Source organism: Clostridiales bacterium (genome assembly GCA_015243575.1).
Taxonomy (GTDB): Bacteria; Bacillota; Clostridia; order Peptostreptococcales; family Anaerovoracaceae; genus Anoxybacterium; species Anoxybacterium hadale.
Map to the genome: position 1 here is coordinate 1,642,423 of CP042469.1, position 22,433 is coordinate 1,664,855.

Sequence of the window (22,433 nt, forward strand, 5' to 3'; positions counted from 1 at the left end):
CAAGAAGTTTGAAATTATATTTCTTTTAATTTCCCCAATATAACCAGATAGTTTACAAATTATCCGTCTAAATTCCGGGGAAAAGGGTATATAAAATATTACAAGAATATGTCTTTGTGAGATTTCCATTAACAGCCAAGGCCCAGTATGCTATAATGTTTCCGGAACAGGTTTGAATTAAAAGCATTACACTTTAATGGTAAGGCAGGTGATAAGCTTGACAGATGAGCTTGATAAAACCAATAAGCAAAAGGAAATAGATGATTTTTTTGCCAAGTTTGATAAAATCAGCAACGACTTTGATAAAAGCATGAACAAACCAGAGCAAGGCAACCCTTCTATAAGTGAAGACGCCGCAAGTACCGGCAAAGAATCTGCGGGTGCCGATCAGTCTGTTGCGAGTGAAAGCAGAAAAACCCGACTTGAGAGACTTACTGAAAATAAGCCTCAAAGCCGACGATCTGTTAGGAGCGGAAACCAAACTTCAAGCGGTGAAGAACGACTTATAACAAATGTACACGATAACGGATTCATGACGAAAGAGCAGATATCCGGCGAGGAGCCTATGAGAACGAAGAAACAAAAGAAGAAGAAAAAGTATACTATTAATAAGAAGCAGCTGTTCAAATTTATTCTGTTTCTCGGTCTGAGCATATGTCTCGTTCTGGGCGGAATTGTTATTTCTATTATTGTACAAACCCCACCCATAGAGCCGGATAATATTTACGAGAGACTTGCTGAAAATTCTACCCTTTACGATGATCAAGAAAACATTATTGACAGCCTCTTGACCTCCGATGGATTGCGGACAAACATTTCCTATAATGAGCTCCCGCAAAATCTCATTGATGCCTTTGTGTCAATTGAAGATAAAACCTTCTGGGATCATAATGGTTTCAATGTAATTCGTATTTTAGGAGCGATCAAGGAAAGCATTTTCGAAGGAGATAAGGTCAGCGGTACGAGTACCATTACTCAGCAGCTGGCAAGAAACCTTTATCTTGCTGAGACCAAATCTGACTATGACTTAAAAAGAAAAATTAAAGAAGCTTATTATACAGTCCTTCTGGAACGTCATCTGACGAAGGAACAAATCCTTGAAGCATACTTGAACACCATATTCTTAGGATATAATACCAATGGTGTACAAGCGGCTTCACAAGCTTATTTTTCAAAGGATGTCAAGGATCTCAACCTACTCGAATGCGCTTCCCTGGCCAGTTTGCCGCAGGCCCCTGATCGTTATGCCTTCGTCAAACGCTATGAGAGTGCTCAGGTAAATCCAGATGATCCAAATATCATTAGAAAGGGCGAGACCTATACGCTTGTCTTCAACAATACCTTCAATGACAGAAAAAATCTGGTTCTCTCATTCATGCTCGAACAGGGTAAGATCACACAGGCTGAATATGATGAAGCCAAAGCAGGCGATCTGCGCGCTTCCATCAATCCCAGCGAGGATACGGCCAGTGAGTTATCCTCTTACTTTGCAGACTATGTAATTAAATCTGTCGTAAAAGACTTGATGTCAGAGCTCAATTTGAAAGAATCCGATGCCAAGCAGATGATCTATAATAACGGACTAAAGATTTATACAACAATGAATTCAGATATGCAGAAAATTGCAGAGAAGGAATTTACCGATAACGCTAACTTCCCTAAGGTAGCGGGATTAAGCAAAGACAAGGCAGGAAATATTCTGAACGCAAGTAAGAATATTATGCTCTATAGCTACAACAATTACTTCAATGAAGAAGGAACCTTCACGCTTACTTCTGATGAATATCAGACTGCTGCCGACGGCAGTATCGTTCTTCTGGCAGGTCATCGCCTGAACTTTTATAAGACAGAGGTTCAAGGTAAGGTAGACTATAGTGTGGAATTCAAGGATATGTATGTTGTTCAGGACAATATCTTCTACCGTATTAACGGCGGTTACATCAACATTCCGCAGCAATACAAGACAAAGGATGAAGAAGGAAATCTTACCATCAGCGGACAGTTTTTCCAGGATGCTCCGGATGCCTTCCAATTCAATAGCCAGAGTATATCCATTGCAAAGAAAACCTACACACTGGATAAAACAAATTATAATACGTATACGCTGAAGCAGCAGATCATTCAGCCCCAGTCTGCCATGGTAATCTTCGATTATAAAAACGGAGGAATCAAGGCTATGGTCGGCGGAAGAAATATTGAAGGAAGACAAATCTATAACAGGGCAACGAATCCGCGACAGCCCGGATCCTCCATTAAGCCGATGGGAGTATACGGACCCGCAATCCAAAGCGGTCTGGAAAAAGCCAAATCCGGCTTGACAAACGATCCTTCTGAGGGCAACAGCTTTGGCCAGTTATGGACAGCTGCCAGTGTAATCGACGATGCGCCGCTGACCATACAGGGAAAGCTCTGGCCGAAAAACTGGTATTCCGGATATCGAGGCCTGCATACGATGCGGGAATCGATCGAGCAATCCGTCAACGTCAATGCAGTGAAGGTATTCTCTGATATTGGTGTCGACGCCTCTGTGAAATTCCTGAAAAAATGCGGAATCACCTCCATCGTTGAATCCGGTAATGTCAACGATATGAATGCAGCCGCACTGGCTCTGGGAGGTATGACCAAAGGGGTTTCACCTCTCGAGATGGTCGCAGGCTACGGCGCCTTTGCAAATCAAGGAAACTATACAGAACCTATTGTATATACGAAGATCACCAATAAACGCGGTGAAATCATTTTGGAGAAGAAGGCTGCTTCCACGCAAATCATGGATGAAGGGGTTGCCTTTATCATGACCGATATGCTTCGCTCCACAGTAACCAATGGCCTGGCCAAGGCGGCTGCCATCGGTTCTCAGCCCGTTGCTGGTAAAACTGGAACAACCACCGACAACTACGATGCATGGTTTGTTGGATTTACACCCCAATACGCAGCATCAGTCTGGATCGGTAATGATATCAATATCGAATTGAGTCAGGGCAGTGCTGCTGCATCAAAGCTCTGGAGCAAGATCATGAAGCAGGTTCATACAGGAATTGCCGCAGGCAGTTTTCCTTCTGCACCAAGTGATGTTGTAAGCGTTGCCATTGACATAAAATCAGGCCGCTTACCCTCAGAATTAAGTGCTCTCGATAGCAGGTCCACTGTAAGAAATGAGTATTTCATCAAGGGAACAGAGCCAACCACCACGGATAACGTCCATGTAGCAGCAAACATATGCACCGCCAGCGGATACCTTGCAACACCATATTGTCCGGCAACGGAAAGCAGAGTATTCGTGAAACGGCCGTATACAGCCGATCCTAACGTGGCGGATTATGGTTATGAAATGCCATCCTATTACTGTAACCTGCATAACCCAGACCCATCCCTTTATCCCATCAGCCCCAATGTCACCGTAGATCCCAATTATCAATGGGACGGCGGCAGCGGCAGCCCTGACGGCGGAGGAATTGTTCCAAATCCGGGAAATGAGAACGGAAACGGAAACGGCAATGGAAACAATAACGGAGGCAATGGCCAAACCGATGAGGGCAGTAAGCCCCCGGACTGGTTAAACTTCTTTAACTAAAATGCTGATAGAACCATGGAATGAATCAGCGCCCCTATATCAGCGCTTTGACTTTGGAGAAAAGACCAGCGCCACAATATAGCCAAATCCTATTGCTGCGGTTAACCCCGCAGCAGTATTTTTTAACCCGCCAGAAATTGCAGCAAGAAAACCATCCTTTGCACCATCCATAGCGCCCTTTGCCAGTGCGTAGCCAAAGCCAGGCAAAGGTACGGTAGCACCATTCTTTGCGAGCTTCACAATAGGTTCATACCATCCGAATGCAGTCATAATAGCACCAGCCACCACAAATATGACCAAAACCCTCGGTGCCGTCAATTTTGTCGTATCAATGAGAATTTGGCCAATCACGCATATGATTCCGCCAATCAAAAAGGCATAGAAATAATCCATTTAGCTCACTCCTTCCGTTGTAACCGCAACTGCATGGGCAATACCGGGAATGGATTCCCCCTGCTGGGAGCTTATGGTGGATAAAAGCGCCCCGGTTGAGATCAGCAAAGCATTTTTGATCTTGCCCAGGCGCATTTCCTTATAAATATAACCACTGAAAATACAGGCCGAGCAGCCACAGCCGCTGCCACCGCTATGGGTATCCTGCTTCTTATCAAAAAGCAGAACACCACAGTCATCGTAATTGTTTGAAACCTGAAGGCCGGCACCGCTCAGCAGATCAATCGCAATATCCTTTCCAATGTGCCCTAAATCGCCAGTCAATATGATGTCATAAAAATCCGGTGTTCTTCCAGTATCCGTGAGATGCCTTATGATGGTATCTACCGCTGCAGGAGCCATGGCGGCACCCATCTGGTTTGCATCCTTAATTCCAGTATCTATAATTTTCCCTACTGTTGCATGGCTGATATAAAGCTCCTTTACCTCTTTCCCCTGTTTGACCGCCTTGTCACCCTTATTGTTGGCAGAGAGAACCATACCGCCGGCAGCGGTGGCTGTCCATTGTGCTGACGGAGGCCTGTGGTTACCGTGTTCCAGAGGAAGGCGGAATTGACGCTCCGCAGTACAGTAGTGGCTGGAAGCTCCAACCAGAACATTGGCAGCATATCCCCCATCTATCATAATAGAGCCCAAGGTCATGGATTCAGTCATGGTGGAACAAGCGCCGTAAACCCCTAGAAACGGAATTGCAAGATCCCTAGCCATATAGGACGACGACATAATCTGGTTGATCAAATCTCCGCTTAAAATGATATCGATCTGGTCTTTTTCCAGCCCTGACTGCTGCAAGGCAAGCAAAAGTGATTGTTTCAGCATTTTACTCTCGGATTTTTCCCACGTTTTTTCTCCGTAAGTGTCTTCTTCCAATATGGTATCAAACCATTTTGCCATAGGCCCCTTGCCTTCTTTTTCCCCCACCAATGCATGGGCTCCAATGATCCTAGGCATCGAAGAAAATTGTAACGTCTGTTTGCCTACTTTGTTCTTCATTATTTGCCTCCTACTCCATAAAATAATAGATCATTCCGATCAAAGCGCTCACTGTGATTCCGCATACAAGCACCGCTCCAGCAAGGCTGAAGAGCTTCGCTCCCACGCCTAAAACCGGGCCTTCCTTTTTATATTCCATTGCGGGTGCTACCATAGAATTTGCAAATCCGGTAATGGGTACAAAGACACCTGCTCCTGCGAATTTTCCGATGGTGTCAAAAACGCCGAAACCAGTGAGCAGCTGCGCAATGCAAATAAGAAGTACCGTGACATAAGCGCCTGCGGTCTTTTCACTTAGACCTTTGTCCATCAATAAATTCTGTATATATAAAGCAGCTGCGCAAATACATCCCCCCACGACAAAAGCCTTCAAGCTGTTTGAAAAATATTTTGGCTTTGGCGTAAACTGTTTCACATATTGCTCATATTGTTTTGTAACCTCTTTATTTGGCTTTTTACTTTGTTCTTGCGGTTGCTGCGATTGTTTCTGTTGTTTCTTCGACATATTCTGTCCCTCCTCCAGTGATTCAAATTTATGTCCTTGTAAATTTCCTAATAACATAGGAAGTTTTTCTTATTGTTACCACTCAGCATGAAATAATTTATCAATTCCATAGCGTTAGATTGTTTTTTTGTGGTAAAATACTGAATACTATTGAAAATAAAAAGCTTCAAATGAGTCAGGCTTACCCTAAAATGACAGTTAAAAATTAACGTTAAGGAGATATTGCATGGTTTTTTCCATACTTGCTATTAACCCCGGATCAACCTCAACAAAACTCGCCCTGTATCAAAATGAAACCCTCATTTTTTCTGAGCAGGCGGAACATTCCGACGATGATTTTACAGGAATCACAGATGTACTCGATCAATTGGATTATCGTTTGGAAGTAATTCTTTCCATTTTAAACAAGCATCAGACACCTCTGGGCCAACTTGATGCAGTAGTCGGACGAGGAGGTCTCCTTCCCCCTGTCAAAGCTGGAGGCTATCTTGTCAACGAGAAGTTAAAAGAAATCATAAATAGCGGAACTCTTTCTCCTCATGCGTCGAATCTAGGCGCGCTGCTGGCAGACAAAATAGCTGCACCCCTTGGAATTCCTGCTTATATTTATGATTCGGTATCCTCAGACGAATTTAAGGAAATTGCCATGATCACCGGCATTCCCGAATATCTTCGTCATAGCCAATGTCACGTACTCAACTCAAAGGCGATGGGAAGAAGAGCAGCTGCACAGTTAGGAAAGCGATATGAAGATCTTAATCTGATTGTAGCCCATTTGGGCGGGGGGATTTCCATCGGAATTCATGAGAAAGGCAGGATTGTCGATGCCATTGGGGACGATGCCGGACCTTTTTCCCCCGAAAGAACAGGAGGTCTTCCACTTCTTTATATCGTCGATTTGTGCTACTCCGGAGAATATACCAAAAAAGAGATGACTCGAAAAATCAGAGGCCTAGGAGGCATCAAGGCGCACCTGGGGACTCATGACTGCAGGATCGTTGAGCGGATGATCTCTCAAGGGAATGAAAAAGCGAAACTGGTTTATGAGGCAGAGGCATATCAGATCGCTAAGGGAATCGGAGAACTTGCACCGGTGCTAAATGGGGAAATCGATTATATTCTCCTTACTGGAGGTATCGCTTATTCCAAAATGATGACGGAAATGATCCGAAAAAGAGTAGAGTTTATCGCGCCGGTCATTGTAATACCCGGCGAAATGGAAATGGAAGCTCTTGCTTTAGGCGCACTGCGCATGTTGCAAGGTGAAGAAATACCTTCTATCTTTTGAAATGATAAAGAGATAAAAAACTGAAATACAGGCGGACGATACCGCTCTAGATGAATCTTAATTCTAGTAGAAAATAGAACAAGGAGGCGAAGTAAAAAAAATGACAAACCATTTTAAGACCGTTGATGAGTACATCCTGCAGTTTGCCCCGGAAATTCAGGAGAAGCTTCAGCAGCTTAGGAAAACCATTCTGGAAGCCGCTCCAGAAGCGATAGAAAAAATCAGCTGGCAAATGCCAACCTTTACGCTGAATGGGAATCTGGTTCACTTTGCAGCGCACAAAAACCATATTGGGCTTTATCCCGGTCCCAGCGGTATTGAAGCGTTCCAGGGACGTTTTGGAAGCTGCAAAAGTTCAAAGGGTGCCGTGCAGTTTCCGATCAAGGATCCCTTGCCCCTTGATCTGATATCAGAAATCGTTCGTTTCAGAGCACTGGAAAATACTAAAGAGGATTAACAAAACAAAGATTTGTACCGAAAAACACAAAAGATTCTGGCATATAAAACGCCTGAGCCTTTTGTGTTTTTGAATCTATATTGAATAGGAAGTGGTGTTCCGTGTTTCATCTTGCCTTTCTGCCGTCGAAATAGGAACAGCGATGGAAATAAAGAAGATCCTGGTTCCACAGCCTTCGATATTCTGAAGTCTTATACCTGATGAGTTTCACTGGATTTCTAACTGCCTCAATCAGATAACCCACCTGTTCCGAAGGGTCACGGAAGCACTCCCAGTCACAATCTCTGCAAGCCCGTTTTTCTTTCAGGTTTTTTATGTCTAGGTTATAGAACTTGCCGAGGTTTTCCTTGCCTCGATACCCACAGGGATAGGTATTTCCTTCCTTCGCATCAACATAAAAGAAATCGATACCCCCCCGGCATGGCAAGGAATCGTCTGAATAGCCACTATATTGTCTGATCAGAGAATAAAGGGAAACCAGTGGTGTGAAAATACGAATTTCTTCTCTGAATTTTGGAATCGTATCCATCAATGCTCTAAAAATCTGCACCTTTTCAGCATCCGTAAATGATACCAGATTACTGGCAGAAGCCGCTCCATAGACTAGGTTAACGGCTGAAGCCACTCCAGATACCAGACCGCCGCCAGTATCTCCGCCGTTAACAGCGGCGTCATCACTGGCCGAATGTTCCTCAGCAATACTCATGGGATAGCACACATTCGCCATCGTAAATCCCATGTCTATGATAAAACCATAAAACCGTTCAAAGGCTTCTTTGAATTCCCTATAAAACTCATCCGGTTTGATCATCTTTTCAGAAATCAGCCCCATCCCGCCGATATTTCGATTGATTCCGAGATTGGCAGCAGGGTAAATCCCGTATTCATGGAAGATCGGGAGGGCAATTTCAATCCCCCGAATTACCCCAGGAAGTCCTCTCATCTGCTCATGCGTTCTGGGATCTGCTGAATCGATGCTGATCCAGAGATTTCGCAGATTTGTTCTTGCCAGTTTCTCTGCAAGGTTGTGGATCTCATAAACATATTCCTGACGCCGCCAGTTGGAGAAAAGATACCCATTCGTCCCTGTACGTATGAATGGTATCTTCTTGAAAGACGCGTATTGAATCAATTCGATGAGTTCATCCAAAAACAGAAATGGTTCTCCCCCCGTAAAGGACAATGCCTGTATCTTTTGCTCCGCTGCTGCATCGATAATCCTGCACACCTCATCCCTTGAAAGTTTTGACCGTTCATATGCCTCTGTTTTTCTCATGCTGCATTGCGGACACAAAGCATTGCATACATCCGTATATTGGATGATAAGCTGCCCTGGAATTCTCCCCCGCAGAATCGGCAATACCGCATCTGCATATGGAATTGACCTGTGGCCTTTCTCTCTCGTCATTTAAGACCTCCTCATCCCCGTCCCACAGAATAATAGCGAAACCCCATATCTGTCATCATTCTGTCACTGTAAATATTTCTGAAATCGAAAAAGAAGCTTCCTGTCATTCCCGTTTTCATCCGATTAAGATCTAAGCTGCGGAATTGATTCCATTCGGTGAAAAGAATCACAGCATCAGCGCCTTCTGCCGCATCATACTCACTATCACAATATTTCTCAATAATCATCCCATGCTCACGAAAACAAGCAGCAGCTTTCTCCATAGCCTTTGGGTCGTAAACTCTGAAGATCGCTCCTTCAGAGGCGAGTTCCTTCATAATGGACAGGGAAGGTGCTTCTCTCATATCATCTGTGTTATTTTTAAAGGAAAGCCCTAGAATGCAGAAGCATTTCCCGGTTATCGATCCTACCTCATCCTTAATTCTCTCCGCAAGCCTCCGTTTCTGTTTTTCATTGGCGGCTATGGTTGCCCGTACGATTTCAAGACTGCACTGATTGTTTTCACCCTGTTTCAGCAAGGCAAGGGTATCCTTTGGAAAGCAGCTTCCTCCAAATCCGGGGCCTGCATGAAGAAACTTCGAACCGATTCTTCCATCCATACCCATTCCTTTTGCAACCTGTTGAATATTCGCTCCCGTCTTTTCGCATAGCTCGGACAATTCATTGACAAAGGAGATCTTCGCAGCGAGAAATGCATTGGAAGCATATTTAACAAGCTCCGCAGTCTCAATATTTACGGTCAGAAACGGCGTTTCATTGAGATATAATACACGGTAGACTTCCTTCATAAGCTCTGCCGCTTTATGCGATTCCGCTCCGATCACCACCCGATCCGCATGGGTAAAATCCTGGATTGCAGAGCCCTGCCTTAAAAACTCAGGATTGGAAACCACATCAAATTCCAATTCGAGATTTCTGCTCAGAAGCTCTCTATGAATCATTGCTTTCACCGCTTGCCCGGTTCCCACCGGAACCGTAGATTTATTGACAATCACCTTATATCCATTCATGTTCTGACCGATCCTGACTGCAGTTTCATAAACACCGGAAAGGTCCGCACTTCCGTCAGCCTGCTGCGGCGTTCCTACCGCAATAAAAATCACATCACTATCCTTAATCACGCTGTCAATATCACAGGTAAATGAAATTCTTTTATAGTATCGGTTACGCTCAAGGAGATCCTCCAGTCCAGGTTCATAAATTGTTGATCTTCCTTCGTTCAACATTGTAATCACGGCTTCATTCTGATCAGCACAGGTTACATTCCACCCGAAATCTGAAAGACAGACGCCTGTCACCAAGCCAACGTAACCTGTTCCGATCATGCCGATTTTGATCATAATCTATCCCTCCTTACGCACTGAGCTTCCCTTCCTTGAATTGCGAAGCATCTTCCCGACTTCTATCCCCAAGTACTCCTTCATAAATACGCAGCAGCCCTCCGATAATCATTTCCCATGATTGACTGGCAGCGTGACTGATGCCTCCTTGGGCCAGCTGGGTTCTCAAGCCGATATTTTCCATCAATTCTGACATGCAAACGGTAAGTTCATCACTATTTCGCGCTGTAAACTTCATGCCGTTTTTCCTATGTGATATAATTTCCTTTACGCCGCCTGCGTCTGCTCCAACCACTGCCAAGCCGGATGCCATTGCCTCCAAAATGACATTTCCGAAGGTTTCTGTAGAAGAGGGACAGACAAAGATATCTGCAGATGCATATATCTCTGCCAATTCATTTCCTGTTTTAAATCCGGTAAATACGGTATCTCCGGGCAGTAATTCACGCAGCTTCGGAAGATAAGGTCCGTCACCGGTAATCATCAGTACTGCCTTATTGCCATACACTTCTTTTACACGATTGTAGCTTTCTACGAGAATGTCGAGATCCTTTTCAAATGAAACTCTTCCTACATAGAGAAACGCCGTTTTTCCTTCAATACCCAGTTCGCTTCTCAGGAGGTTACTTCTTTTGGAAGGGTGGTATTTTGAAGCATCTATTCCTCTTGAAAAAATTCCAGTATTGCAGATGTCATTTTGCGCGAGCAGTCTTTGAGCCTCGCCAGAGGGGCAAAGCGTGCGGCGACTTTGATTATGGAACCACTTCATATAGTCCCAGATGCCCTGCTTTAGAAAATCAAGACCATAGTAGTCCGTATATTGAGAAAAGTTGGTCGTATAGCTTGAGATCGTCGGAATATTATTTTTTTGCCCATACCGCATGCCGGTCAGTCCCATATTGAACTCGGTCATAAGATGAATCAGATCCGGTTTGAACTCCGATAGGGTCTGGTTGATTCTGAAGATATTCGGAAGTGCAATCCTGCAATCAGGATAAAAATGGAATTTTAGGCTGTAAAACCGTTCCGCTTCCCTATCACCATCGGCTTCATATTTCGGTGCAAATATCTTATACTGAATTTCATTCCCACTAAAATAATCGCTCATTCTCTCAAGAGTATTGGTAACGCCGTTAATTTGAGGGGAATAGGTATCCGTAAAAATCGCAATCTTCATTACTGACCTCCCGCCATCGGCAAAACGCTATTTGCTTGCAGATGCTGATTCTCCAGCTCTCTAGAATCCTCTAATAAAAAATGAAACACCGACTGACAAAGCCATATTGATGCGGAAACCGCATATCTTACGTCCTTATCATCAGTGTTTTTTTCTGAGAGATAGGCTCTCCTCATATCGAATATGAAATCCGCCACACTGCGGCTCTCTTCTATTGTGTATAGAGGTTTCCATTTGCGATAATCTGCTGTCCTCAAATGAAAATCCAACTTCCATTCATAAAAAAAGTGATTTCCATAAAGCGTAAATAAATCATAATTTAAATGATATTTACAAAAGAAATCACAGACATAATGACATAGTTTTCCCAATTCATAGGAAAGCTCTTTTGGAGGCAGTTCCCCCCTCATCAGAACCTTCGTCTGATTACTTACGTGAATCAAATAATGATCCATGATATGAGCGCTGCGCAAAAGCTTACGCGTCAGATCAGGTTTGATATTTCCAAACACAAAAGCGTTTTTATCAAGAGGTAATTGGTTCTTGACTTGTTCATAAATGATTTCGGCCATTGTAATGTGAGTCAGAAGATTCATAACAGTCTCCTTTCCTTCTGTCTGCTGTTCTACTCACACTATAAACCCTGAAGATTAAATCCTTTTTAACCATAAGTTAAAAGTATGTAAATGTTGATATATACTATATATCAGCCAAACTATTTCGTTCATGTCAAACACAAAAATGGGCTGTCACACTAAAATACAAGTGCGACAGCCCATTTTTATTTACAGAAGAATAAAAACCAATCCAACGACTGAAAAAACAGAAATAACAATAAAGAAGAATGCCCATACAACTGCAGTTCTTTTCCTTTCTATTTTTGCATTAAGCCATTTTGCTCCAAAAAGAAGCGGTTGAGAAAGGAAAAGAAAACACGTTGAAATTTTATATAAATTGATATGCATTTTAAAATCAATAAGCATTAAAATCAATGAAATAATAGCTAAGCCAATCGCACAAATGGCTAGATAATTTGTTTTTATTATTTTCTCAATCATCCTCGATCCTACTCGATCCTACTTATTTTATACCCTGGGTATTATTATACGGGATTAGTGGCACAACTACAAGGATCGAATCAAATCGCTCTGGTTATCAAAGAAATAAAAAACCGCCGTCTCAATATTATTGAGGCGGCGGCTATATTGTTAAATCTATTCTGTTTGAAAGGGATGTTATTTTGTGGTAGCGTCGTAAAGAGCTTCTGCGTTATCCCACTGTTCAATGATCTGGGGAATGACCTTGTAAAGGTCTCCGACGATACCGTAGTCAGCAACTTCGAAGATCGGTGCATCGGGATCTTTATTGATCGCTACGATGATATCGGAGGTCTGCATTCCAGCAAGGTGCTGGATTGCTCCGGAGATACCGCAAGCAAAATAAATCTTAGGCTTAACGGTGGTTCCGGTCTGACCTACCTGGTGGGAATGATCAATCCAGCCAGCATCAACCGCTGCTCTGGAGGAACCTACTACTCCACCAACCTTATCAGCAAACTTCTTGATCAGCTCAAAACCGGAAGAATCTCCGAGACCACGTCCGCCGGAGCAGATGATTTCCGCGTCGGTAAGGGATACAATTTCCTTAGCGGATTTTACGATGTCAAGGATTTCGATCTTGATGTCGCTCTTTGCGATTGCAGGTTTTACCTTGATCAGTTCGCCGGTTGCTCCAGCCTGTCTTTCTCTCTTCTGCATAACGCCGGGTCTGACCGTTGACATCTGTGGTCTTGTCTTAGGGCAGATGATGGTAGCCATCAGATTTCCGCCGAAAGCAGGACGTGTCTGCTTCAATCCCTTGTCATCCGAATTTGGGTCCAGCGTGGATACATCAAGGGTTGTGTTCTTGATGGCATAATCCATATAACTGGACACCTTGATATCAAGTCTGGTACAGTCAGCAGTCAGACCAGTATTCAGTCTAGCTGCTACTCTTGGAGCCAGGTCTCTTCCGATATGGGTAGCACCGTAGATTACGATTTCTGGTTTGTGCTCTTTTACTGCATCGACGATAACCTTGGTATAACCATCGGTGGTATAGTTTTCAAGAAGCGGATCTTCAATCATATAAACAGAGTCTGCTCCGTATTCAAAACATTCCTTTGCCAGAGCCTCTACGTTGTTTCCTACGATAAGGGCGCAAACCTTCGCTTCGTCGCTGATTTCTCTGGAAAGTCTTCTGCCTTCTCCGATGAGTTCAAGAGCAACATTCATGATCTTGCCCTTTCTCTGTTCTGCATAAACCCAGATATTTTTGTATTCGGAAAGATCAACAGTTCCTTCCTTCTCTTCAGTCTTGGTAATCGCGTCAAATTTGCAGGCTGGAATACACTGGTTGCAAGCAGTACATTTTTCGTTGATAACTGCCAGCTTTCCTACCATTTCTATTGCTTCGAAAGGACAAGCCTTTACGCATAATTTACAGCCCTTACATTTATCATTTAAAACTATAATAGCCATTTCGATTCCTCCTCCTCTTAGATTACATGCTTCGCTTTTAAATTAATTAAAAGCTTCTGTGCAAGTTCAGTATCCGTATCAGCTTCAATCATCTTACCTTTTCCCTTTGGAACCGGTGTGAATGAGCGGTATACGTTGGTCGGGGAAGCATCGAGACCTACTGTAGCCAGATCAACTTCGATGTCTTTTGCATTCCAAACCTTAATTTCTTTATTCTTCAGACCGAAGATTCCGTTGATGGACATGTATCTTGGCTGATTCAATTCTTTGATTGCGGTAAGCATACAGGGAGCCTGAATCTTGATCAGCTCATAGCCGTCTTCCATCGCTCTTTTTACAGTGATGTCCTTCATGTTGCTTTCAATCTTGAACTCTGTTACATATGTAACCTGCGGTAATCCGAGTTTTTCTGCCAGCTGCGGTCCAACCTGAGCGGTGTCTCCGTCGATAGCCTGACGTCCTGCAAACAAAAGGTCACAGCCGCCCAGTTTGTGGATTGCTGCTGCGAGTGCGTTCGAAGTTGCCCATGTGTCAGATCCGCCCACTGCTCTGTCGCTTACGAGTACGCCTTCATCTGCTCCCATAGCAAGACATTCCAAGAGCATATCCTTTGCCTGTGGAGGTCCCATGGTTACAACTGTAACGTGGGTGTCAGGATATTGATCTTTCACTTTCAATGCTTCTTCCAGAGCGTTGGCGTCGTCATGATTTAATATGCTTGGAACGCCTTCTCTGATCAGCGTTTTTTTCACGGGGTCAATTTTAATTTCGTTGGTATCTGGAACCTGCTTTGCGCAGACGATAATTCTAAATGCCATTGTTATTTCCTCCTTCTTACTAGCTCGCCCAATTTGTGGCGCAAATTGACGGCGAACTTATGCACAGAAATCACAAATCTTCGATTTGCAGATTTCTACTGCCAATTATTTGCCGAATACGGATGCTGCAATAACGATCTTCTGTACTTCGGAAGTACCTTCATAGATTTCTGTGATCTTCGCATCTCTCATCATTCTTTCAACCGGATAATCCTTCGTGTAACCGTAACCTCCATGGAGCTGTACTGCCTTGGTTGTTACGTACATTGCGGTTTCAGCAGCAAATAATTTTGCCATTGCAGAAGCAGGGCCATAAGCAAGATGCTTATCCTTCATATCTGCAGCTTTATAGATCAGCAGTCTGGCTGCTTCGATTCTTGTTTTCATGTCAGCAATCTCAAACTGAAGCGCTTCCATCTGAGAAAGCTTCTTGCCAAACTGTTTTCTGGATTTCATGTATTCCACGGTCACATCAAAAGCTCCCTGTGCGATACCCAGAGCCTGGGATGCAATACCGATACGACCTCCGTCAAGAGTTGACATAGCAACCTTAAAGCCGTCACCAACCTTGCCAAGAAGATTTTCCTTTGGCACTTTACAGTTCTGGAAAATCAATTCTGTTGTCGAAGAAGCACAGATACCCATCTTATCTTCTGTCTTTCCGATAGAGAATCCTTCATAGCCTTTTTCAACGATAAATGCGCTGATTCCGCCTCTTGTTCCCTTGGATTTGTCTGTCATAGCCATAACAACGAAGGTATCCGCATATCCTCCGTTTGTAATAAATACTTTTGCGCCATTGATCAGCCAGTGGTCTCCCATATCAACGGCTCTGGTCTGCTGTCCGGCAGCGTCAGTTCCTGCATTTGGTTCCGTCAATCCGAAAGCGCCAAGCTTTTCACCCTTTGCAAGGGGAATCATGTATTTCTGCTTCTGCTCCTCTGTGCCCCATGCCCAGATCGGCCATGCACAAAGGGAAGTATGTGCAGAACAGATAACACCTGTTGAAGCACAGACTCTTGATAATTCTTCTACCGTAATTGCATAGGAGATATGATCTCCTCCTGCACCGCCCAATTCTGTCGGGAATGGTACTCCAAGAAGTCCGTACTCACCCATTTTTTTAACATTCTCAACAGGGAATCTGTGTTCTTTGTCAATCTCCGCCGCAATTGGCTCGACATCGTTAACAGCAAACTCTCTTACCATTTTTCTTACCAATTCTTGTTCTTTCGTCAATTGAAAGTTCATGTTAAGCCTCCTTAATGATATTTATCAGATCTCGATTAGGATATTTGTAACGCATCAATAGAAAAATTTCGACTCGAGAAATTTTTCATACCTTTGAGCGTTTCAACGAGACAGCGTTTTTAGTCTCGTTTTAACGTTTTCATTGTTATAAAAATAACATTATACAATTTCAGTAAACAACATTTTTGCACAATTTGCAACCCTTTCTTAAGTCCTCATATTGTTTTTTTTTGCGTACCCGCTTCCCCTGAATATACTGAAAATTCAGATGTTTCGGGTTCTTTTCCAACCTTTTCATATGTTGTATTTATGTGCTCAATTATCGATATATATTGATTGGTTTTTTCTTTTAAACATTGCCATAAACCCATACACATTACAATTTTCGACAATTTCTAAATATAAAAAGAACCTTGCATAATTTTATCATCTTTTGTCGTGAAACCTCATCACCTTACAGCCTTTGTTAAAAATTTAAAAATCAACATTCAGAACATTCCGGTTTTTTCCTCATTTTAAAATAGAAACGATAAAATCATGGTGAAAAGGAATACATCCATATGATGTCATTAGGAAAAGTTTGATTGCAACTACAAAAGAAAAGGCGCAGCGAATGAAAATTTACTGCGCTTTTTTATCATATTTACATCCTATTTCATTTCTTGCCTTAAGGCTGTTAGAATCTTTTTTTCGATTCTTGAGACCTGTACCTGGGAGATCCCCATTAAGCCTGCAACCTGTTGTTGAGTCATATCCTTAAAATAGCGAAGAGCGATAATCTGTCTCTCCTTATTGGATAATTTGCCGATAATGCTTTTCAGGTGAATCATATCGATGTTCCGCTGTTCCGTATCGGTATATGGCTCTTTCCCCGAACGCTCCTGCCTGTCGGGATCATCAAGGCTTTCCAGGTTGGTAAGCGCATCACTGGCTTCCATAAGGTTCAGAATCTGTTCCGGTTCCATCTCCATCAGGGAGGCAAGTTCGCTCACCTTCGGATATCTGCCATTTTCATTATAGAAACGCTCTTGGCAGTGCTTCATATTTTTGATATCCTGCTTTACCTGTCTTCCGACCTTAATTCTGCCGTCGTCCCTCAGATAACGTCTGATCTCACCGAGAATCATCGGTACCGCATACGTGGAGAACATCACGCCATAAGTACTATCAAACCGCTCCACAGCCTTTAGTAGACCAATATACCCGATTTGAAGCAAATCATCTAGTTCATAGCCATTTCCCATAAATTTCAAGGCAATATTTTTCACCAGCCCGGTATTTTGTACGATAAGCTGCTCCCTCGCCCATTCGTTCCCGTTTCTAGCCCGGTCAATTAGATCATATGTATCTTCTTTGTTTCTGACAACATTATTAGAACTCATAAGCCATGTCCAGATTCTTAATCATTGTAATTCTGGTGCCTTCTCCAGGGGTGGATTCCACTTCCAATTTATCCATGAAGCTCTCCATAACCGTAAACCCCATACCGGAGCGCTCCTCACCGGGAATCGAGGTGTACAGTGGTTCTCTGGCTTTAGATATATCTTCAATCCCTACGCCGTTGTCCATTACGGAGATCATCAGCCTACGTTCCTGATCCACCGTGCATTCCATTGTTACAAATCCTTCTTTCTGGTCACCATAAGCGTGAATGATTGCATTGCTGACGGCTTCGGAAACTGCTGTCTTTATCTCCGTCAGTTCTTCAACAGTGGGATCAAGAGGAGCAACGAAAGCTGCAACAGCGACACGAGCAAAGCTTTCATTCTCAGATTTATTCAGAAACTCAAGTTTCATGCGGTTTAAGACAGAATCCTTTTCCAATTTACTATTCATTGTCACCTTCCGCCTCCTCGTCATTATATTCTGATTCGATCAATTCAATGGATTCAGCGATGGTCCCCAACCTTGAAGCGATGGTATAGATTCCTGCCATATCCAGAATCCTGTCAATATATTCATTACAGCCTGTTATGATCAGTTTGCCGCTCAGCTGGGTAATTTTATTGTAACGGCCCATTACGACACCGATCCCAGAGCTGTCCATGAAGGTCACTTTTTCAAAATTAAAAATTAAGTGTTTTGAATGAAAGGCATCCACAGTTTTATCGATTTCTTCCCTGATTACAGCGGAAGTATGATGGTCAAGCTCGCCATCAAGATTTGCGATTAAAATATCGTCGGTCATTTCAAATTCTATCTGCATATTAACCCCCCCTCCTAATCATTATACAAGCTTGTCCATGCTCTGTCGCTGAGAGAATGAGGGGATATGATTCTATTTTTGTCGAAAAGGCGGCATAAACTGACGCTTCAACGCCTTCACACTTTTGATATTATTCAATCCTCATCTCATGATTTTTAGAGTATTAAAATTTGAAGCAATCAAATTATTAATACTGGCTAAAAATTTCATTCGATTCGGAACATAATATTACAAAAGTGCTCAAGGCATTTCTGTGTCAGTTTATGCCGCCTTCGTTTTACGTTGCGACGTTATTCCGCGGGATAGATTGTGATGGTTTCTCTGGAAGCTACGGCTTCGTCCACCAGCTTGTCTACGTCCAGCTTACTTTCGGATTCCAGGATTCTGCTCAGCCTTGGCTTCGTCACCGGATGTTTGGGGAGAAATACGGTACAGCAATCTTCGTATGGAAGAATAGAAGTTTCATAGGTTCCGATATTCCTTGCGGTATCCATAATATCTACCTTATCTAGTGCGATCAGCGGCCTCATCACAGGCATCTGCACCGACTGGTCCGTAACGATCAGGGACTCAGCTGTCTGACTGGCTACCTGTCCCAGGTTTTCACCGGTAATCAACATGCCGCATTCCGTCTCCTTTGCAACCTTTTCCGCAATCTTCATCATAAAACGGCGAACAAGGATTGTCGTTTCTTCTTCAGGACAATGTTGAACGATCAGCTCCTGAATCGGAAGAAGGTTTATGGTATGAAGCTTAAATCTTCCGCAGTATGTTGCTACAATGCGCGCCAGATCCTCAACCTTTTCCTGCGCACGTTCGCTGGTATAAGGGTAGGAATGAAAATGAACCGCTTCAATGAGCATCCCACGCTTGGCCATCATCCACGCCGCCACAGGGCTGTCTATCCCCCCTGAAAGGAGGACCAACCCTTTGCCGTTAGTTCCCAGCGGCAAGCCTCCAAAACCGGAAATCTTCTGCTCGTAGATATATGATTTATCCCTCCGTACATCTACAAAAAGAAGGCAGTCCGGACGATGCACATCAACTTTGAGAACCTTGCATCCGATTAGAACCTTGGCACCAATAATTCTTCCGATATCCGGTGATTTAATCGGAAAGCTCTTATCTGCACGCTTCGCATCTACTTTAAAGGTCTTGATACCTTTCTTCTCAATTAATCGGAGCATGTATTCGATAGCGGCATCTCCGATTTCTTCAATGTCCGAAGCGACTTCTACCGCAGGACTTATGGATGCAACACCAAAGACCTTTGAAATATCACCTGCAACCATATCCTGTTCAAGCTCCATGGGCGTTTTCACGAAGATAAGTCCTTCATGACGCCTCACCTCAGCACCTTCATATTTCTTTAACACTCTTTTGATCCGGTCAACCAGCATACGCTCAAAATACGGCTTATTCAAGCCTTTGAGCGCCACCTCACCACATCGTACGATAAATGTATTTTTTTCATCCATCATCTGAAACTTCCTAACCTTCTAAATTTGAGGACTGCATTTTTCAATTCCGTTAAAACATAGTCCATTTCTTCCATTGTATTAAATTCATTGAAGCTGAATCGAATGGCTCCCTCGATTTCCCGATCAGAAAGCCCCATTGCTTTCAGCACATGGCTTTGTCCCTTTTTCTTTGAGGAACAGGCCGAACCGGTTGAAACATAAATATCCGATTGTTCCAGGGTATGCAGTAAAACTTCACCGCGGACCCCGAGAAAGCTCACATTCAAGATGGATGAGATACCTTCCTCACTGCTGTTAAATCGTACGTCTGGTATCTCCTCTTGGATTCCCTGTTTCAGGCGGAACTTTGCCGCCTCCATGGCTTTGGCTCGTTTGTCCAGGTTTGCCGAGCTAAGCGTCGCTGCTTTTCCGAAGCCTGCGACGGCTGGTACGTTTTCTGTTCCTGATCGGAGTCCTCTTTCCTGGCCCCCCCCATAAATGATGGGGAGAATATTAAGATCTTTTCTTACATAGAGTGCACCTACGCCCTTAGGTCCATGAATTTTGTGTCCGCTTACGGAAAAAAGATCGATCCCTAAATCCTTGACATGGATCGGGAGCTTACCGTAAGATTGGACGCCGTCACAGTGAAAGAGAATTTCGGTTCCAAGCCTTTTTTCTGCTGCTTTCTTCAGTTTTGAGATTTTATCAATGGGCTGAATTGCCCCTGTTTCATTGTTCACCTGCATGATTGACATCAGTATTGTTTGATCATTCAATGCACTTTCAAGTGAATTTAGATCAATCCTCCCTTGACGATCAACCGGCAGATAAATCACTTTGAACCCCATGTTTTCGAGCTTTTTACAACTTTCCAGCACTGCCGGATGCTCGATTTGAGAAGTGATAATAGTGTTTCCCCGTCTTTTTCTCGCCTGTACCGCTCCGAAAATAGCAATATTGTCGGATTCGGTTCCGCCAGAAGTAAATAAAATTTCCTCTTCTTTTGCTCCCAATGATGCAGCAACCATTCTTCTGGATTCCTTTATGGCCTTCTCAGCCGTGATGCCCATTCGGTGGAGCGAAGAAGGATTGCCATAATCGGTTTCCATATATTTGACCGTCTCTTCCATTGCTTCTCGATACGGTCTTGTTGTTGCGCTATTGTCTAAATAAACGAACATACTGCCCTCTTACAATTTATCAGGTATCGCTGCGCCATGTTGATTTTCACAAGAAATCCCCTGCTGCAGCGAGCTGTTAATGGGGTTGGCATACGCCATTCATGATGAAAGAAGAGGCATACGCCTCTTCCTTTATTTTGCATATTCGATTGCTCTGGTTTCTCTGATTACGTTGACCTTGATCTGACCCGGGTATTCCAGCTCGCTTTCGATCTTCTTGCTGATTTCCCTTGCCAGGAATACAATCTCTTCGTCATTCATTTCATCAGGTCTTGCAATGATTCTAATTTCACGACCGGCCTGGATGGCGAAGGATCTTTCTACGCCAGGTGTGGTATTTGCAATCTCTTCAAGCTTCTGCAGTCTCTTGATATAGGTTTCCAGTGTTTCTCTTCTGGCACCCGGTCTAGCTGCAGATAAAGCATCCGCCGCCGCAATCAATACCGCTTCCATGCTCTTCGCTTCGTAGTCACCATGGTGCGCCGCCATGCCGTTGATGATAATTTCAGATTCCTTGTATTTTCTCAGTAAATCAATACCAATATCTACATGGGTTCCTTCAACCTCGTGATCGACAGCTTTTCCAATATCATGGAGTAAGCCTGCTCTTTTGGCGGATTTGATATCTAGTCCCAATTCTCCTGCCATTAAACCTGCCAGATGGGCAACCTCAACGGAGTGCTTCAGGACATTTTGTCCATAACTTGTTCTGTACTTTAATCTTCCTAGAAGCTTTATCAGTTCCGGATGAAGATTATGTATGCCGACCTCAAAAGTAGCCTGCTCCCCTTCTTCCTTAATGATATTATTCACTTCTTTTTCTGCTTTCTCAACCATCTCTTCAATTCTAGCCGGATGAATTCGCCCGTCCACAATGAGCTTTTCAAGAGACAGTCTTGCGATTTCTCTCCTTACCGGATCAAATCCGGATAAGATTACTGCTTCCGGTGTATCGTCAATGATTAAATCGATACCGGTCAGCGTCTCAATCGCTCTAATGTTTCTTCCTTCTCTTCCGATGATTCTTCCCTTCATTTCATCATTGGGAAGGGGTACCACCGAAACGGTACTTTCAGCCACATGATCTGCAGCGCATCGCTGGATGGCTCCGGTAATGATTTCCTTTGCCTTCTTATCAGCATCTTCCTTAGCCTTGGATTCGATATCCTTGATCATGACTGATGCTTCGTACCTGATATCTTTTTCAACGTTGGAAAGCAGTATTCCTTTTGCTTCCTCCACCGTATACCCGGAGATCCTCTCCAGCTCTTCAATTTGCTTATTAATGAATCCGTCCAATTCTTGCTGCTTATTGATCAATAGTTGTTCTTTTTTCGTGATTCCGTCTTCTTTTTTCTCAAGATTTTCGGTCTTTCGATCAATGGCTTCTTCCTTTTGGATCAGTCTTTTTTCCGATCTTTGGATTTCAGCTCGTCTTTCTCTGATTTCACGCTCAACATCACTTCTCATTCTGTGAGCTTCTTCTTTTGCTTCAATGGTTATTTCCTTTTTTATGGTTTCCGATCTGTTTTCAGCATCGAGGATTATATTCTTGGCCTTTTGTTCAGCACTTCCAATGGCTTTTTCACCGACATTTTTTCTGAATATATATCCAACCAAAGACCCGAAGGCCAAGGCAACAATTCCAATGAGTATTACTGTTCCTATTCCTATGTTAATGCACCTCCCTCTCTGTATTATTTTTAACTTTTTAACGCCCGTTCAAACCGGGACGAACAACTAAATATCAGCATTGTGTAATTAAATATTGATATAACTACACAATATATATTATAATGTTGT

Annotated in this window: 20 protein-coding genes; 3 read left to right on the forward strand and 17 right to left on the reverse strand. The window is 43.3% G+C overall.

What is annotated here, in order from left to right; translation table 11 throughout:
- The first annotated feature begins 196 nt into the window (after nucleotides 1-196).
- The gene (locus FRZ06_07160) at nucleotides 197-3,571 is read left to right on the forward strand and encodes a hypothetical protein (protein QOX63138.1); all 3,375 of its coding nucleotides are present in this window, start codon (nucleotides 197-199) and stop codon (nucleotides 3,569-3,571) included.
- 39 nt (nucleotides 3,572-3,610) lie between these two features.
- Here the strand turns inward: FRZ06_07160 and spoVAE are convergent, their stop codons facing one another.
- The 3 genes from spoVAE to spoVAC are packed head-to-tail and all read right to left on the reverse strand — an operon-like array spanning nucleotide 3,611 to nucleotide 5,522.
- Complete coding sequence (spoVAE, locus tag FRZ06_07165) at nucleotides 3,611-3,964, reverse strand: stage V sporulation protein AE (GenBank protein ID QOX63139.1); 354 nt, start codon at nucleotides 3,962-3,964, stop codon at nucleotides 3,611-3,613.
- Nucleotides 3,965-5,020 (reverse strand): stage V sporulation protein AD, encoded by a 1,056-nt coding sequence (gene spoVAD, locus FRZ06_07170; protein ID QOX63140.1) that lies wholly within the window; start codon nucleotides 5,018-5,020, stop codon nucleotides 3,965-3,967.
- A gap of 7 nt (nucleotides 5,021-5,027) precedes the next feature.
- Nucleotides 5,028-5,522, reverse strand: coding sequence for a stage V sporulation protein AC (gene spoVAC, locus FRZ06_07175; protein ID QOX63141.1), 495 nt, complete (start codon nucleotides 5,520-5,522; stop codon nucleotides 5,028-5,030).
- 226 nt (nucleotides 5,523-5,748) lie between these two features.
- Here spoVAC and buk point away from each other — a divergent pair, with 226 nt between their 5' ends.
- Nucleotides 5,749-6,810, forward strand: a complete 1,062-nt coding sequence (gene buk / locus FRZ06_07180; GenBank protein QOX63142.1) for a butyrate kinase — start codon at nucleotides 5,749-5,751, stop codon at nucleotides 6,808-6,810.
- A 100-nt stretch (nucleotides 6,811-6,910) separates the two neighbouring features.
- Nucleotides 6,911-7,267 carry a hypothetical protein gene (locus FRZ06_07185; GenBank protein QOX63143.1) on the forward strand — a complete coding sequence of 119 codons (357 nt, stop codon included), beginning with the start codon at nucleotides 6,911-6,913 and terminating at the stop codon, nucleotides 7,265-7,267.
- Nucleotides 7,268-7,373: 106 nt separating this feature from the next.
- Here the strand turns inward: FRZ06_07185 and FRZ06_07190 are convergent, their stop codons facing one another.
- The 14 genes from FRZ06_07190 to rny all read right to left on the reverse strand — a co-directional run bounded on the left by FRZ06_07190 (nucleotide 7,374) and on the right by rny (nucleotide 22,310).
- On the reverse strand, nucleotides 7,374-8,675 hold the full coding sequence (locus tag FRZ06_07190) for a radical SAM protein (protein ID QOX63144.1): 1,302 nt from the start codon (nucleotides 8,673-8,675) through the stop codon (nucleotides 7,374-7,376).
- An 11-nt stretch (nucleotides 8,676-8,686) separates the two neighbouring features.
- Nucleotides 8,687-10,015, reverse strand: coding sequence for a UDP-glucose/GDP-mannose dehydrogenase family protein (locus FRZ06_07195; GenBank protein ID QOX63145.1), 1,329 nt, complete (start codon nucleotides 10,013-10,015; stop codon nucleotides 8,687-8,689).
- Between the two features lie 13 nt (nucleotides 10,016-10,028).
- The gene (locus FRZ06_07200) at nucleotides 10,029-11,192 is read right to left on the reverse strand and encodes a glycosyltransferase family 1 protein (protein QOX63146.1); all 1,164 of its coding nucleotides are present in this window, start codon (nucleotides 11,190-11,192) and stop codon (nucleotides 10,029-10,031) included.
- Nucleotides 11,192-11,788: a zinc dependent phospholipase C family protein gene (locus FRZ06_07205; protein QOX63147.1), complete on the reverse strand. Its 597-nt coding sequence runs from the start codon at nucleotides 11,786-11,788 to the stop codon at nucleotides 11,192-11,194. The genes FRZ06_07200 and FRZ06_07205 overlap by 1 nt, the downstream gene beginning before the upstream one ends.
- Before the next feature lie 189 nt (nucleotides 11,789-11,977).
- Nucleotides 11,978-12,250, reverse strand: coding sequence for a hypothetical protein (locus tag FRZ06_07210; GenBank protein ID QOX63148.1), 273 nt, complete (start codon nucleotides 12,248-12,250; stop codon nucleotides 11,978-11,980).
- Between the two features lie 177 nt (nucleotides 12,251-12,427).
- Nucleotides 12,428-13,711: an electron transfer flavoprotein subunit alpha gene (locus FRZ06_07215; protein QOX63149.1), complete on the reverse strand. Its 1,284-nt coding sequence runs from the start codon at nucleotides 13,709-13,711 to the stop codon at nucleotides 12,428-12,430.
- 17 nt (nucleotides 13,712-13,728) lie between these two features.
- Nucleotides 13,729-14,529, reverse strand: coding sequence for an electron transfer flavoprotein subunit beta/FixA family protein (locus FRZ06_07220; GenBank protein ID QOX63150.1), 801 nt, complete (start codon nucleotides 14,527-14,529; stop codon nucleotides 13,729-13,731).
- 105 nt (nucleotides 14,530-14,634) lie between these two features.
- Nucleotides 14,635-15,780 carry an acyl-CoA dehydrogenase gene (locus FRZ06_07225; GenBank protein QOX63151.1) on the reverse strand — a complete coding sequence of 382 codons (1,146 nt, stop codon included), beginning with the start codon at nucleotides 15,778-15,780 and terminating at the stop codon, nucleotides 14,635-14,637.
- A gap of 650 nt (nucleotides 15,781-16,430) precedes the next feature.
- Nucleotides 16,431-17,162 carry a sigma-70 family RNA polymerase sigma factor gene (locus tag FRZ06_07230; protein QOX63152.1) on the reverse strand — a complete coding sequence of 244 codons (732 nt, stop codon included), beginning with the start codon at nucleotides 17,160-17,162 and terminating at the stop codon, nucleotides 16,431-16,433.
- Nucleotides 17,152-17,616: an anti-sigma F factor gene (locus FRZ06_07235; protein ID QOX63153.1), complete on the reverse strand. Its 465-nt coding sequence runs from the start codon at nucleotides 17,614-17,616 to the stop codon at nucleotides 17,152-17,154. The genes FRZ06_07230 and FRZ06_07235 overlap by 11 nt, the downstream gene beginning before the upstream one ends.
- Nucleotides 17,609-17,986, reverse strand: a complete 378-nt coding sequence (locus FRZ06_07240) for an anti-sigma factor antagonist (GenBank protein ID QOX63154.1) — start codon at nucleotides 17,984-17,986, stop codon at nucleotides 17,609-17,611. The genes FRZ06_07235 and FRZ06_07240 overlap by 8 nt, the downstream gene beginning before the upstream one ends.
- A gap of 290 nt (nucleotides 17,987-18,276) precedes the next feature.
- Nucleotides 18,277-19,464, reverse strand: a complete 1,188-nt coding sequence (thiI, locus tag FRZ06_07245; protein QOX65867.1) for a tRNA 4-thiouridine(8) synthase ThiI — start codon at nucleotides 19,462-19,464, stop codon at nucleotides 18,277-18,279.
- Nucleotides 19,464-20,630, reverse strand: coding sequence for a cysteine desulfurase (locus tag FRZ06_07250; GenBank protein ID QOX63155.1), 1,167 nt, complete (start codon nucleotides 20,628-20,630; stop codon nucleotides 19,464-19,466). Before FRZ06_07250 ends, thiI begins: the two co-directional genes overlap by 1 nt.
- 132 nt (nucleotides 20,631-20,762) lie before the next feature.
- The gene (rny, locus tag FRZ06_07255) at nucleotides 20,763-22,310 is read right to left on the reverse strand and encodes a ribonuclease Y (protein ID QOX63156.1); all 1,548 of its coding nucleotides are present in this window, start codon (nucleotides 22,308-22,310) and stop codon (nucleotides 20,763-20,765) included.
- Nucleotides 22,311-22,433 lie beyond the last annotated feature (123 nt).

Coding starts and splice junctions, on each gene's coding strand:
- FRZ06_07230 (QOX63152.1), bottom strand. CDS start 17,162: ATGAGTTCTAATAATGTTGTCAGAAACAAAGAAGATACATATGATCTA.
- FRZ06_07215 (QOX63149.1), bottom strand. CDS start 13,711: ATGGCTATTATAGTTTTAAATGATAAATGTAAGGGCTGTAAATTATGC.
- FRZ06_07205 (QOX63147.1), bottom strand. CDS start 11,788: ATGAATCTTCTGACTCACATTACAATGGCCGAAATCATTTATGAACAA.
- thiI (QOX65867.1), bottom strand. CDS start 19,464: ATGGATGAAAAAAATACATTTATCGTACGATGTGGTGAGGTGGCGCTC.
- spoVAE (QOX63139.1), bottom strand. CDS start 3,964: ATGGATTATTTCTATGCCTTTTTGATTGGCGGAATCATATGCGTGATT.
- FRZ06_07200 (QOX63146.1), bottom strand. CDS start 11,192: ATGAAGATTGCGATTTTTACGGATACCTATTCCCCTCAAATTAACGGC.
- FRZ06_07235 (QOX63153.1), bottom strand. CDS start 17,616: ATGAATAGTAAATTGGAAAAGGATTCTGTCTTAAACCGCATGAAACTT.
- FRZ06_07250 (QOX63155.1), bottom strand. CDS start 20,630: ATGTTCGTTTATTTAGACAATAGCGCAACAACAAGACCGTATCGAGAA.
- FRZ06_07195 (QOX63145.1), bottom strand. CDS start 10,015: ATGATCAAAATCGGCATGATCGGAACAGGTTACGTTGGCTTGGTGACA.
- FRZ06_07185 (QOX63143.1), top strand. CDS start 6,911: ATGACAAACCATTTTAAGACCGTTGATGAGTACATCCTGCAGTTTGCC.
- spoVAC (QOX63141.1), bottom strand. CDS start 5,522: ATGTCGAAGAAACAACAGAAACAATCGCAGCAACCGCAAGAACAAAGT.
- FRZ06_07220 (QOX63150.1), bottom strand. CDS start 14,529: ATGGCATTTAGAATTATCGTCTGCGCAAAGCAGGTTCCAGATACCAAC.
- FRZ06_07190 (QOX63144.1), bottom strand. CDS start 8,675: ATGACGAGAGAGAAAGGCCACAGGTCAATTCCATATGCAGATGCGGTA.
- FRZ06_07210 (QOX63148.1), bottom strand. CDS start 12,250: ATGATTGAGAAAATAATAAAAACAAATTATCTAGCCATTTGTGCGATT.
- FRZ06_07240 (QOX63154.1), bottom strand. CDS start 17,986: ATGCAGATAGAATTTGAAATGACCGACGATATTTTAATCGCAAATCTT.
- FRZ06_07160 (QOX63138.1), top strand. CDS start 197: ATGGTAAGGCAGGTGATAAGCTTGACAGATGAGCTTGATAAAACCAAT.
- FRZ06_07225 (QOX63151.1), bottom strand. CDS start 15,780: ATGAACTTTCAATTGACGAAAGAACAAGAATTGGTAAGAAAAATGGTA.
- buk (QOX63142.1), top strand. CDS start 5,749: ATGGTTTTTTCCATACTTGCTATTAACCCCGGATCAACCTCAACAAAA.